The organism is Streptomyces sp. CRN 30, from assembly GCF_034105845.1.
In genome coordinates this window covers 26584-39457 of sequence record NZ_JAVRHI010000152.1, presented here as the reverse complement: position 1 = coordinate 39457, position 12874 = coordinate 26584, and the positions used below count along the sequence as shown (strand labels likewise).

Sequence of the window (12874 nt, the reverse complement as noted above, 5' to 3'; positions counted from 1 at the left end):
TCGTCGCGGCGGCGGGCGCGGCCGCGCTGGCCGGGTGCGCCGCGTCCTCGGAGACGGCGACGGCGGCCTCGCTGCTGGGCCTCGGTGTCGTGCTGACGCTGGTCGCCGCGGTGGTCGCCGGTCCGCTGCTGGTCCGGCCGGTGGTCCGGGTGCTGGGCACGGCGTTCGGGGCGCCGTTCGGCGCGGTCGGCCGGATGAGCCGCCGCAACGCGCTGCGCAATCCGCGCCGTACCGGTGCGACCGCCGCCGCGCTGATGGTGGGGATCGCGCTGGTCGGGGGGATGTCCGTGGCGAGCGCGTCGATGACGGCGTCGTTCGACGAGCAGATCGACCGGACGCTGGGTGCCGACTTCGTCGTGCAGAACGACAGCTTCCTGCCGTTCCCGCAGGAGGTGACGGACGCGGTGACCGGGGCGCCCGGCGCGGGGACGGCCGTACGGTCGCGGTTCGCGCCGGTCGCGGTGCGGCTGCCGGACGGCGACCGGGTGGAGACGTCCGTCGCGGGCTACGACCCGCGGCTGGACGAGGTCGCCGATCTCGCCTACACGGCCGGGGACACGTCGGCGGCGCTCGGGGGCGGCCGCGTCGGGATGGACGCGGAGTTCGCGCGCGACCACGGGGTGCGGGTGGGAACCACCGTGCCGGTGCGGTTCCAGAGCGGGCGCACGGCCGATCTGACGGTGGGCGCGCTGACCGACCGGGACTCCGCGTCGGGATTCGGAACGCCGGGCGGGCTGTTCGTGGGCATGGCGACGCTCCAGCGGTACGCGCCGGGCGGCCAGGACTCCGTGGTGTACGTCAACGCCGCCGACGGCACGGACACCGACGGGCTCCGCGCGGAACTGGAGCGGGCCCTCGACCCGTACCCGCAGGTCGCGGTCCGTGATCTCGCCGACTACAAGGACCTGGTGCACGACCAGATCGCCGTCCTGCTGTACCTCGTGTACGCGCTGCTGGGGCTGGCGATCGTCATCGCGGTGCTCGGCGTGGTCAACACCCTCGCCCTGTCGGTGGTGGAGCGGACCCGGGAGATCGGTCTGCTGCGGGCGATCGGGCTCTCCCGGCGGCAGTTGCGCCGGATGATCCGGCTGGAGTCGGTGGTGATCGCGGTGTTCGGCGCGCTCCTCGGTCTGGCGCTGGGACTGCTGTGGGGGCTGTGCATCCAGCAGGTGCTGGCGCTGGAGGGCCTGACGGCGTTCGCGGTGCCCTGGGGCACGGTGCTGGCGGTGGTGGCCGGTGCGGCGCTGGTGGGCGTCGTGGCGGCGCTGCTGCCCGCGCTGCGCGCGTCGCGGATGAACGTACTGACAGCCATCGCACACGAGTGACCGCGGTCCGCCGTCCGTGGCTGATCGACCGGCCAAGACGGACCCGCGGCCAGTACGCGGAAGCCCACATGCTGGAATTCCCCGCCACGCCGCCACCCGGCTGATGAGATCACCCCATGACGACACCAGATCTCCACGTACGGACCGCGGGGCCCGAAGACCTCGACGCGGTGCTGGCCTTCTGGAAGGTGGCCGCCGAGGGCACGAGCATCAGCGACGACCGCGCGGGCATCGAACGCCTGGTCACCCGCGACCCCGAGGCACTCGTCCTCGGCGAACTCGACGGCGAGCTGGCCGGAACGGTGATAGCGGGTTTCGACGGCTGGCGCTGCCACCTCTACCGGCTGGCGGTCCACCCCGACCACCGCCGCCGGGGAATCGCGACGGCACTGCTCACCGCCGCCGAGGAGCGGTTCACCCGGCTCGGCGGCCGCCGCGGGGACGCCATGGTGCTGGTCCGCAACGAGCGGGCACAGCACGCGTGGCGGGCCGCGGGGTACGAGCCGCAGGAGCAGTGGCGGCGCTGGGTGAAGCACCTGGTCTCCTGACCGCGCCCCGGCGTTCTTTGTCTTCGCTTTACCCTCCGCGGGCACTCGCGCCCCCATGACCCCTCCCGAGCGCCCGCCCACGGGGCGGCTCCGCGGCGTACGACAGCGCGCGGGCCGCCCCCACCTGTTCGATCATGGGACGGAGGTGAACCGATGACCGAAGTGCTCCTCCTGCTGCTGGCCGTCCTGCTCGCGCTCATGTGCGGTGCGTTCGTCGCGGCCGAGTTCTCCCTGACCACCGTGGAACGCGGTGAGCTGGAGCGGGCCGCCGCACGCGGTGAGCGGGGCGCGGCCGGCGCCCTGAAGGCCGTACGGGCCCTGACGTTCCAGCTCTCGGGCGCGCAGCTCGGCATCACCGTCACCAACCTGGTGGTCGGCATGCTCGCCGAGCCGTCGGTCGCCGCGCTGCTGGCGGGTCCGCTGCGGGACCTGGGCGCCTCGCCCTCGGCCGCCTCGTCGATCGCTCTGGTGGTGGGTACGGCGCTGTCGACCGTCGTCCTGATGGTCGTCGGCGAGCTGGTGCCGAAGAACTGGGCGATCTCCTCGCCGCTCGCCGTGGCCCGGCACGTGGCGAACCCGCAGCGCTGGTTCAGTGCGGCCTTCCGGCCGTTCATCACCCATCTGAACAACACCGCCAACCGTGTCGTGCGGCGGTTCGGCGTGGAGCCCGCCGAGGAGCTGGCGTCCGCGCGGGGGCCGCAGGAGCTGGCGGCGCTCGCCCGGCACTCGGCCCGGGAGGGCGCGCTGGAGGCGGACACCGCCGAGCTGTTCGTGCGGACGCTGAACCTCGCCGACCTCACCGCGGAGCACGTCATGACGCCGCGCGTGCAGGTGATGGCGCTGGAGGACCGGGCGACCTGCGCGGACGTGGCCAACGCGACGCGGGCCACGGGGCTGTCCCGGTTCCCGGTCTACCGGGAGACCCTGGACGCGGTGGTGGGCACCGCGCACATCAAGGACGTCCTGGCGGTGCCCGCCGAGCGGCGGGCGCTGGTGCCGGTGTCCGAGGTGATGCGCGACCCACTGCTCGTGCCGGAGACGCTCACCGTCGACCGGCTCCTGGACCGGCTCTCGGGGCGGCGCACGATGGCAGTGGTGATCGACGAGTACGGCGGCACGGCGGGCGTGGCCACGCTGGAGGACATCGTCGAGGAGGTCGTCGGCGAGGTGCGCGACGAGCACGATCCGCACGAGACGCCCGAGCTGGACCCGGTGGGCGCCGACGAGGACGGGCACGCGCTGTTCCGGGCGGACGGCTCGGCCCGCGTGGACCGGCTGGAGCGACTCGGGATGCGGGTGCCGGAGGGACCGTACGAGACGGTGGCGGGGCTGGTCGCGGCCGAGCTGGGCCGGATCCCGGCGGTCGGCGACAGCGTGGAGGTGGCCGGCTGGCGGCTGGACGTCGTGGACGCCACGGGCCGCCGGGCCGCGGGGGTGCTGCTGCGCGCGCCCCTCGACGACGGGACGGGCGACGCGGGGGCGTCGCGCGAGCGGACGGGTGGCGCGGGGACGTCGAGCGACGGGGAGGCCGGACGGTGACCGCCGTACAGCTGCTGATCGGCTTGTTGACGCTGGTCGTCAACGCTTTCTTCGTGGGGGCCGAGTTCGCGTTGATCTCGGTACGGCGCAGCCAGGTGGAGCCGCACGCCGAGGCCGGCGACCGGCGGGCCGGGCGGGTGCTGTGGGGTCTGGAGCACGTGTCGGCGCTGCTGGCGGCCGCGCAGCTCGGCATCACGCTGTGCACGCTGGTCCTCGGCATCGTCGCGGAGCCGGCGATCGCGCACCTGCTGGAGCCGCTGTTCCACGCGGTGGGCGTGGACTCCGGCGCCGGTCACCTGGTGTCGTTCGTCATCGCGCTGGCCCTCGCGACCTATCTGCACATGCTGCTGGGCGAGATGGTGCCGAAGAACATCGCGCTGGCGGAGCCGGTGCGCAGCGCACTGCTGCTGGGCCCGCCCCTGGTGGCGCTGTCCCGCGCGCTGCGCCCGGTGATCTTCACGGTGAACGCCTTCGCCAACGGTCTGCTGAAGCTGCTCAGGGTGGAGGCCAAGGACGAGGTGGCGGCGGTGTTCACCGACGCGGAGCTGGCCGAGATCGTGAAGGACGCGAGCGAGGCGGGGCTCATCGACGACCGTGCGCAGGAGCGGCTGCACGATGCCCTGGAGCTGGGCCGGCGTCCGGTGCGCGACGTGGCGCTGCCGCTGGAACGCGTGGTGCACGCGCGCGTGGGCGTCACCCCCGAGGAGCTGGAGCGGCTCTCGGCGGAGTCGGGCTTCTCGCGGTTCCCGGTGGTGGACGACGGGCGCCGGATCGTCGGCTACCTGCATGTGAAGGACGCGCTGGACGCCTCGCCCCGGAACGCGGCGTTCCGCCCGGAGGACATGCGGCCGATCGCACGGGTACGGGAGAGCACCCCGCTCGACGACGTGCTGACCGCCATGCGCAGGAGCCGCACCCATCTGGCGGCCGTCCTGGGCGGCGACGGCCGCCTTGCGGGCCTGGTGACGATGGAGGACGTGCTGCGGGAGCTGTTCGGCCGACGGGTCTGAAGGCGTGGCGGTACGGGGCGGCGGCCGGGCGGCGACGGGGGCGGCCACCGACCGGTGGGTATGCCGCGGGTGCCCGATTGGGTGCCTCGGGATACCATTTCCGTCGCCATGCAGACGAACCCCACCTTCACCAGCCTTGTCACGGTCGGCGACTCCTTCACCGAGGGCATGTCGGACCTGCTCCCGGACGGCTCCTACCGGGGCTGGGCCGACCTCCTCGCCGCCCGGATGGCGGCCCGCAGCCCCGGTTTCCGGTACGCGAACCTCGCCGTGCGCGGGAAGCTGATCGGGCAGATCGTCGACGAGCAGGTACCCGTCGCCGCCGCGATGGGCGCCGACGTGATCACGCTCGTCGGCGGCCTCAACGACACCCTGCGGCCCAAGTGCGACATGGGCCGGGTGCGCGCCCTGCTGACGGAGGCCGTGGAGCGGCTCGCCCCGAACTGCAAGCAGCTGGTGCTGATGCGCAGCCCCGGCCGCCAGGGCCCGGTCCTGGAACGGTTCCGGCCGCGCATGGAGGCGCTCTTCGCGGTCGTCGACGACCTGGCCGCCCGGCACGGCGCCGTCGTCGTGGACCTGTACGGCGCCCCTTCCCTGTCCGACCCACGGCTGTGGGACGTGGACCGGCTGCACCTGACCGCGGAGGGCCACCGCCGCGTCGCCGAGGCGGTGTGGCAGTCGCTCGGCCACGACGCCGAGGACGCCGACTGGCGCACCCCGCCGCCGGCCTCGCTGCCGCCGGGCTGGATGCTGCGCCGCACCGCCGACGTGCGCTTCGCCCGGCAGCACCTGCTGCCGTGGATCGGCCGCCGCCTGACCGGCCGCTCCTCGGGCGACGGCCGCCCGGCCAAACGGCCCGAGCTGCTGCCGTACGAGGGTCCCCTCGGCGGCCCTCTCGACTGACCACCCCGGCCTCGTAGGTTCCTCCAGTTCACCCGGGGCGCTGGCCTGCACGAATCGCCAGTAGACTCCGTGCACGTGACTTCCGCTCCCGCCAAGCCCCGCATCCCCAACGTCCTCGCCGGACGGTACGCCTCCGCCGAGCTCGCCACGCTCTGGTCGCCCGAGCAGAAGGTGAGGCTGGAGCGGCAGCTCTGGCTCGCCGTGCTGCGGGCGCAGAAGGACCTCGGGATCGAGGTGCCCGACGAGGCGATCGCCGCGTACGAGCGTGTGCTCGACCAGGTCGACCTGGGCTCGATCGCCGAGCGCGAGAAGGTCACGCGGCACGACGTGAAGGCGCGGATCGAGGAGTTCAACGCCCTCGCCGGGCACGAGCACGTCCACAAGGGCATGACCTCCCGGGACCTCACCGAGAACGTCGAGCAACTCCAGGTCCGGCTCTCCCTGGAACTGGTGCGCGACCGCACGGTCGCCGTCCTCGCCCGGCTCGGCAAGCTGGCCGGCGAGTACCGCGAGCTCGTCATGGCCGGCCGCTCGCACAACGTGGCCGCGCAGGCCACCACGCTGGGCAAGCGCTTCGCCACCGCCGCCGACGAGCTGCTCGTCGCGTACGGCCGGGTGGAGGAGCTGCTCGGCCGCTACCCGCTGCGCGGCATCAAGGGCCCGGTCGGCACCGCCCAGGACATGCTGGACCTGCTCGGCGGCGACGCGGACAAGCTCGCGGAGCTGGAGCAGCGGATCGCCGGGCACCTCGGCTTCGCACAGGCGTTCACCTCGGTCGGCCAGGTCTACCCGCGCTCGCTGGACTACGAGGTGGTGACCACGCTGGTGCAGCTCGCCGCGGCGCCGTCCTCGCTGGCGAAGACGGTCCGGCTGATGGCCGGGCACGAGCTGGTCACCGAGGGTTTCAAGCCCGGCCAGGTCGGCTCCTCGGCGATGCCGCACAAAATGAACACCCGCTCCTGCGAGCGCGTCAACGGCCTGATGGTGATCCTGCGCGGCTACGCCTCGATGACCGGCGAGCTGGCGGGCGACCAGTGGAACGAGGGCGACGTCTCCTGCTCGGTGGTCCGCCGGGTGGCGCTGCCCGACGCGTTCTTCGCCCTGGACGGGCTGCTGGAGACGTTCCTGACCGTGCTGGACGAGTTCGGGGCGTTCCCCGCCGTCGTGGCCCGGGAGCTGGACCGCTACCTGCCGTTCCTCGCCACCACCAAGGTGCTGATGGGCGCGGTGCGCGCGGGTGTCGGCCGTGAGGTCGCGCACGAGGCGATCAAGGAGAACGCCGTCGCCACCGCGCTGGCCATGCGCGAGCAGGGCGCCGAGCGCAACGACCTGCTGGACAAGCTCGCCGCCGACGAGCGGCTGCCGCTGGACCGGGAGCAGCTGGCCGCGCTGATGGCCGACAGGCTGTCGTTCACCGGTGCCGCCGCCGACCAGGTGGCCGCCGTCGCCGCGCGGATCGAGGACGTCGTCAAGCAGCACCCCCGGGCCGCGGGCTACGTGCCCGGCGCGATCCTCTAGCCGCCCGCCGCATGGCCCGCTTCACCCAGGCCGAACTGGAGGCCGCCCGCGACCGGCTACTGCCGGACGTCGTCGCGGACGGCCTCCGGGTCCTGTTCTGCGGCATCAACCCCGGTCTGCTGTCGGCCGCGACGGGCCACCACTTCGCCCGCCCCGGCAACCGCTTCTGGCCGGTGCTGCATCTGTCCGGGTTCACCCCGCGCCGGCTGGACCCCGCCGAGCAGCGGGAGCTGCTGTCGTACGGGCTCGGCATCACCAACGTCGTCGCGCGGGCCACCGCGCGGGCCGACGAGCTGTCGCCCGAGGAGTACCGGGAGGGCGGCCGGACGCTGGCGCTGAAGACGGCCCGGCTGCGGCCCCAGTGGCTGGCCGTCGTCGGCGTCACCGCCTACCGCGCGGCCTTCGGCGACCGCAAGGCGCGGGTCGGCCCGCAGGAGCGTCTGATCGGCGACACGCGAGTGTGGGTGCTGCCCAACCCGAGCGGCCTCAACGCCCACTGGACGGCGCGGACGATGGCGGAGGAGTACGCCCGGCTGCGGGTGGCCGCCGAGGACGGGGCGCGGGACGTCACGGCGGATCCGTCGCCGTGACCGCCGCCAGCAGTTGGACCTCGTCCTCCTCGTCCCGGTCGGCCACCGCCACGGCCGCCCAGCCGCCGCTCTCCGGCACCTGCCAGACGTAGGCCACGCGGGCACGGACGCTCAGGGCCGCCCAGGGCTCGGGTATCTCCTCGTGGGCGCCGCGCAACAGGACGGTCTGCAGGTTCAGCAGGCCGGCCTCGCCCCAGCGGGGGGTCAGCAGTCCGGCGAGGGCGTCGCGCTGCCACTCGTACCGCTCCACCGTCGTCGCGCGCTCCGCCGGGTCGCCGCCGCGCAGGCCGTGGCTGCCGCGCAGCACCGTGACGCCGTCGGCGTCCGTCCCGCCGACGCCGCGCGACGAGCCGTGCTCCGTCCCCGAGAGGCGGGAGCACAGCTCGTCGATGAGAGCGATGTGCCGTGCGCTGTCCATGTCCCCAGTAAAACCGGACCCACTGACAATTGGCGGTCCGTCAGGCGTCGCGGCTCCGCAGCCGCCACGCTCCCGCCGCGACGGCGGCGGCCGTCCACAGCGCGGTCACGGCAAGTCCCGTCCACGGTCCGGCACTTCCGTCGTACGTCTCGTGCAGGACGACCTGTCCCGCCCGGTCCGGCAGGAAGTCGGTGACGCCGCCGGCCACGTCGCCGACGACGAAGGAGACGACGAGGATGAACGGGATCATGACGGAGAGGGTCGCGACCCCGCTGCGGAACAGCGCGGTGAGTCCGGCCGCGAACAGCGCCATCAGCGTCAGGTAGACGCCGCAGCCGACGACGCCGCGGATCTGTTCGGCCGCGGTGAGGCCGTCCGCCACGGAGCCCAGGCCCGCTCGGGCGGCGAACAGCGCGGCGAGGGCGGTGACCAGCGCGGTGCCGAGGACGGGCACGGCGATCGCGGTCAGCTTGGCCGCGAACCACCGTCCGCGGCGCGGGACCGCGGCGAGGCTGACCCGGATCGCGTGGCCGTGGTACTCGGCGGAGACGGCCATGGCGCCGAAGGCCACGGCGGCGATCTGCCCCGGCATGGCCCCGGACAGGGCCGTGAACAGCGGGTCGAACTCCGGGTCGGAGGTGTCGGAGACACCGGCGATCGCGGAGAAGGCGACGGTGACGGCGAGCAGCGCCGCCAGCGTGCCGTACGACGACCGCAGGGTGCGGATCTTCAGCCACTCGGAACGCAGCACGGGTACGGCTTCCACGGTCAGACCTCCTGCGGCGTGGCGGTGAACTCGGGCAGGCCGGCGGTGAGATCGAGGTACGCCTGCTCCAGGGTCCCTTCCTCGGCGGCGAGTTCCAGGACCGGCACCCGGGCCGCCGACAGGGAGCGCCCGACGTCCTCCACGCGCGCGTCGTACACGGTCCAGTGGCCGTCCTCGTGCGCCACGGCGTCGTGGCCGTCCCCGGACAGCGCCTTCCTCAGGGCGGCGTCGTCCGTGGTGCGGACGCGGACCCGGGGCCGCACGCGCGCGTGGATGAACTCCCGCATCGGGGTGTCGGCCAGGAGCCGGCCCCGGCCGAGGACCACGAGGTGGTCGGCGAAGGACGCCGTCTCGTGCATCAGATGGCTGGAGACCAGCACGGTGCGTCCCTCGGCCGCGAGGCCGCGCATGAGCTGCCGGATCCAGATGATGCCTTCCGGGTCGAGGCCGTTGGAGGGCTCGTCCAGCAGCACGACCTCCGGATCGCCGAGCAGGGCGGCGGCGATGCCCAGCCGTTGGCGCATCCCCAGGGAGAACGTCCGCACCCGGCGGCGGGCCACCGGGGCGATGCCCGTGCGCTCCAGGAGCTCCTCCACGCGGCGTGCCGGGACGCGGTTGCTCGCGGCCAGGACGCGCAGGTGGTCGCGGGCGGTGCGGGAGCCGTGCGCGGCGTGCGCGTCGAGCAGGGCGCCGACGTGGCGCAGCGGTTCGCGGAGCGCGGTGTAGGGGCGGCCGCCGACGGTGGCGGTTCCGGCGGACGGCCGGTCCAGGCCGAGGACCAGCCGCATGGTGGTGGACTTCCCGGCGCCGTTGGGGCCGAGGAACCCCGTGACACGGCCGGGGTGCACGGTGAAGGTGAGGTCGTCCACGGCGCGTCGGGCGCCGTAGTCCTTGGTGAGGTCGCGGACGTCGATACTGGTCATGGTGGCAGCGTCGCGGGTGGCGGCGGGCGGGCGCCTCCCCCGGCGGCGGGGTCCGTCTCCCCCGGGCGGGGGAGGCCCGTTGTCAGTGCCGGCTGGCACGATGACGCCATGGTCCGGTTGCTGCGCCCGTTCACCCGGGCGGTCACCTACACGCGATGGCTGCATCTGTTCGTGGCCGTCGTGTGGCCGGCCATGTGGCTGTTCATCGAGGAGGCGTGGTGGACGCCGGCCACGGCGGCCGCGGTGCTGGCCCTCGCCGGGCTGGTGCCCGCGATGCGGGTGGTCGAGGGCATGCAGGCCAAACTGCTGCTGACCGGTCACCGGCACGGCGAGGAGGACGGGGACGGTGCCACGGAAATAGCCGTCGCGCCGTCGGCGACCTGGGCGGACCGCGGGCGCACCGTCGTGTGGCTTCAGGCCCGGCTGCTGCTGGGCGCCGCCGTCGCCCACCTCAGTGTCCAACTGCCGCTGTTCGCGGCGGACCTGGTACTGGCGGCGCGCGGGGACGGCGCGGACACAGGGGCGTTCGTGTCCCTCCCCGGGCACCACTGGTGGTACGCGCTGCTCGTGCCGTTCCCCCTGGTCGCGCTCGGCGCGGTCGTCGTCGGTTCGGGTCACCTGATCACGCTGCTGGCCCGCCGTCTCCTGGGTCCTTCCCGCACCGAGCGGCTCGCCGCCCTGGAGGAGCGCACGGAGCAGTTGCTGGAGCGCAACCGCATCGCGCGCGAGCTGCACGACTCCATCGGGCACGCGCTGACCGTCGCCGTCGTGCAGGCCGGTGCGGCGCGGGCGGCGCGCGACCCGCGCTTCACCGAGCAGGCGCTCACCGCGATCGAGGAGACCGGCCGCGCGGCGCTGGAGGATCTGGAGCGGGTGCTGGGCGTGCTGCGGGAGACCGGCCGCCCGGCGAGCGCCCGGCCGACGCTCCAGGACGCGGACCGGCTGCTGGAGTCCGCGCGGTCCTCCGGGGCGAAGCTCGACGCCGAGGTGAGCGGGGAGCTGGGGACCGTGCCGGGCCCGGTGTCCCGCGAGGGGTACCGCATCCTCCAGGAGTCCCTCACCAACGTGCTGCGGCACGCGGGCGCCGTGCCGGTGCGGGTCCGCATCGACGTGGCGGACGGCACGCTCGGCCTGGAGATACGCAACCCGCTGCCGGACGGGCGACGTCCCGTGCCGGGCGGGAGAGCGTCCGCGCCGGGCGGGGGCGCCGGTCTGCGCGGCATACGGGAGCGGGCGGCGCTCCTCGGCGGCAGCGCCCGCGCGGGGGCCGACGCGGGTGACTGGCGGGTGCGCGCGGAGCTGCCGCTGCGCTGACCTACGCTGACCGCCATGACGGTCACCGTTCTCCTCGTCGACGACGAACCGCTGGTCCGCGCGGGCCTGCGGGCCGTGCTGGAGTCCGAGCCGGACATCGAGGTGGTCGGCGAGGCGGCCGACGGCGCGGCGGTGATCCCGCTGGTGCGCGGGCTGCGGCCCGACGTGGTCGCCATGGACGTCCGCATGCCGCTGCTGGACGGCATCGAGGCGACCCGCGCGGTGCTGCGGACGGTCGCCGACCCGCCGAAGATCCTGGTGGTGACGACCTTCGAGAACGACGAGTACGTGTACGAGGCGCTGCGCGCGGGGGCCGACGGGTTCCTGCTGAAGCGGTCCCGGCCCGCGGAGATCGTGCACGCGGTACGGCTGGTCGCGGAGGGCGAGTCGCTGCTGTTCCCGGCGTCGGTGCGGCGGTTGGCGGCTGCGTACGGCGACGGCGAAGGCGGCAGCCGCGCGGCGCGCGCCGCGATGGAGCGGGCGCGGCTGACCGACCGGGAGGGCGAGGTGCTGCGGCTGATGGCGCGCGGGCTGTCCAACGCCGAGATAGCCGCGCGGCTGGTGGTCGGGACGGAGACGGTGAAGTCGCACGTGAGCGCCGTCCTGGCGAAGCTCGGGGCGCGGGACCGCACGCAGGCGGTCATCGCGGCGTACGAGTCGGGGTTCGTGGCGCCGGGGTGAGCCGCGCGGGACGGCCGCGCGGACCGGCACTCGCCGGGGTGCGGTGTGCCGAGTACGATCCGGCCAACACGCGCACGAGCTGGGAGGACGGACGGTGGGGCAGCTGACCGGCGGGGATCCCTCGCTGCTGCGGAGGATCAACTCCGCGGTGGTGCTGCACGCGCTGCGCGCCACGGACTGCGCGACGCTGACCGAGATCACCGGGGTGACGGGGCTGTCCCGGCCGACCGTGGAGGGCGTCGTCGACGGGCTGATCGAGGCCGGTCTCGTCGTCGAGACGGTGGCCGAGGAGGGCACGGCGCGGCGGCAGGGGCGGCCGGCCCGGCGGTTCCGCTTCCGGGCGGAGGCGGGGCATCTGCTGGGGCTGGAGATCGGTCCGCACCGCGTGTCCGCGCTCCTGTCCGACCTGGACGGCAGCGTGCTGGGCGCGCAGGCCAAGGACGTCGAGGAGAGCGCGTCGGCGGACGAGCGGCTGGAGCGGCTGCGGGGCGCCGTCGCCGAGCTGCTGCGCCGGGCCGGGGTGGCCCGGGGCTCCCTGCGGGCGGTGGGGGCCGCCACGCCGGGGATCGTCGAGGCGGACGGCACGGTGCGGCTGGGCACGGCGCTGCCCGGGTGGACGGGGCTGCGGCTGGGCGAGCGGCTGAGCCGCTCCTTCAAGTGCCCGGTACTGGTGGAGAACGACGCCAACGCGGCGGCCGTCGCCGAGCACTGGAAGGGGGCGGCCACCGACTCCGACGACGTGGTGTTCGTCCTGGCGGGGCTGAGCCCCGGGGCGGGCGCGCTGATCGGGGGGCGGCTGCACCGGGGGTACGGCGGGGCGGCCGGGGAGATCGGCGCGCTGCACCTGCTGGGGCGCGAGGTGACGCCCGAGACGCTGCTGTCCACCACGGACGAGCCGCTGCACCCGCTCGACGAGCAGGCCGTCGCAAAGGTGTTCGCGCAGGCCCGCGACGGCGACCGGCGGGCGCTGGCAGCCGTGGACCGGTTCATCCGGCGGCTGGTCCACGACGTGGGGGCGCTGGTGCTGGCCCTCGATCCCGAGCTGGTCGTGATCGGCGGCTGGGCGGCCGGTCTCGACGGCGTGCTGGAGCCGTTGCGGCGCGAGCTGGCCCGCTACTGTCTGCGGCCCCCGCGGGTCTCCCTCTCCCTGTTGGGCGAGGCCGCCGTGCCGACGGGGGCGCTGCGGCTGGCACTCGACCATGTCGAGGAACAGCTGTTCGCGGTGGAGGGCACGACGGCCCGCCGCTGACGACGGCAACCCACCCGGCCGCCTCTCAGGGCCACGAGCCGACCCCCAGGGCCACCGACCCGGCCCTCAGGACCACCGGGCAGGCCCCAA

The 12874-nt window shown here is 74.5% G+C and carries 13 protein-coding genes; 10 read left to right on the top strand and 3 right to left on the bottom strand.

Annotated features, from left to right (window positions below; translation table 11 throughout):
* The 7 genes from UW392_RS14425 to mug all read left to right on the top strand — a co-directional run.
* A partial coding sequence (locus UW392_RS14425; protein WP_320775368.1) for an ABC transporter permease occupies positions 1-1325 on the top strand: 1325 nt, incomplete at its 5' end.
* Between the two features lie 116 nt (positions 1326-1441).
* Positions 1442-1873, top strand: a complete 432-nt coding sequence (locus UW392_RS14420) for a GNAT family N-acetyltransferase (protein WP_320775367.1) — start codon at positions 1442-1444, stop codon at positions 1871-1873.
* Between the two features lie 153 nt (positions 1874-2026).
* Positions 2027-3412, top strand: coding sequence for a hemolysin family protein (locus UW392_RS14415; RefSeq protein WP_320775366.1), 1386 nt, complete (start codon positions 2027-2029; stop codon positions 3410-3412).
* Positions 3409-4422 (top strand): hemolysin family protein, encoded by a 1014-nt coding sequence (locus tag UW392_RS14410; RefSeq protein ID WP_320775365.1) that lies wholly within the window; start codon positions 3409-3411, stop codon positions 4420-4422. The genes UW392_RS14415 and UW392_RS14410 overlap by 4 nt, the downstream gene beginning before the upstream one ends.
* A 108-nt stretch (positions 4423-4530) precedes the next feature.
* Positions 4531-5325, top strand: coding sequence for an SGNH/GDSL hydrolase family protein (locus UW392_RS14405; protein ID WP_320775364.1), 795 nt, complete (start codon positions 4531-4533; stop codon positions 5323-5325).
* A 75-nt stretch (positions 5326-5400) separates the two neighbouring features.
* Positions 5401-6843, top strand: coding sequence for an adenylosuccinate lyase (gene purB, locus UW392_RS14400; protein ID WP_320775363.1), 1443 nt, complete (start codon positions 5401-5403; stop codon positions 6841-6843).
* A gap of 11 nt (positions 6844-6854) precedes the next feature.
* Entirely contained in the window at positions 6855-7433 is a 579-nt protein-coding gene (mug, locus tag UW392_RS14395) for a G/U mismatch-specific DNA glycosylase (RefSeq protein ID WP_320775362.1), read from the top strand.
* On the opposite strand, the gene UW392_RS14390 is transcribed toward mug, so the two are convergent.
* From UW392_RS14390 to UW392_RS14380, 3 genes are read right to left on the bottom strand one after another with little or no spacing between them, the layout of a single operon-like run.
* Positions 7411-7851: a hypothetical protein gene (locus tag UW392_RS14390; RefSeq protein ID WP_320775361.1), complete on the bottom strand. Its 441-nt coding sequence runs from the start codon at positions 7849-7851 to the stop codon at positions 7411-7413. The two genes, mug and UW392_RS14390, sit on opposite strands and share 23 nt — an antisense overlap.
* Before the next feature lie 40 nt (positions 7852-7891).
* Positions 7892-8617 carry an ABC transporter permease gene (locus UW392_RS14385; protein ID WP_320775360.1) on the bottom strand — a complete coding sequence of 242 codons (726 nt, stop codon included), beginning with the start codon at positions 8615-8617 and terminating at the stop codon, positions 7892-7894.
* A 2-nt stretch (positions 8618-8619) separates the two neighbouring features.
* Positions 8620-9540 (bottom strand): ABC transporter ATP-binding protein, encoded by a 921-nt coding sequence (locus UW392_RS14380; RefSeq protein WP_320775359.1) that lies wholly within the window; start codon positions 9538-9540, stop codon positions 8620-8622.
* Between the two features lie 108 nt (positions 9541-9648).
* On the opposite strand from UW392_RS14380, the gene UW392_RS14375 reads away from it, so the two are divergent.
* From UW392_RS14375 to UW392_RS14365, 3 genes are all read left to right on the top strand, one after another.
* Positions 9649-10854: a sensor histidine kinase gene (locus UW392_RS14375; RefSeq protein ID WP_320775358.1), complete on the top strand. Its 1206-nt coding sequence runs from the start codon at positions 9649-9651 to the stop codon at positions 10852-10854.
* Between the two features lie 15 nt (positions 10855-10869).
* Entirely contained in the window at positions 10870-11535 is a 666-nt protein-coding gene (locus UW392_RS14370) for a response regulator transcription factor (protein ID WP_320775357.1), read from the top strand.
* Positions 11536-11629: 94 nt separating this feature from the next.
* Positions 11630-12784: an ROK family protein gene (locus UW392_RS14365; protein WP_320775356.1), complete on the top strand. Its 1155-nt coding sequence runs from the start codon at positions 11630-11632 to the stop codon at positions 12782-12784.
* Positions 12785-12874: the final 90 nt, after the last annotated feature.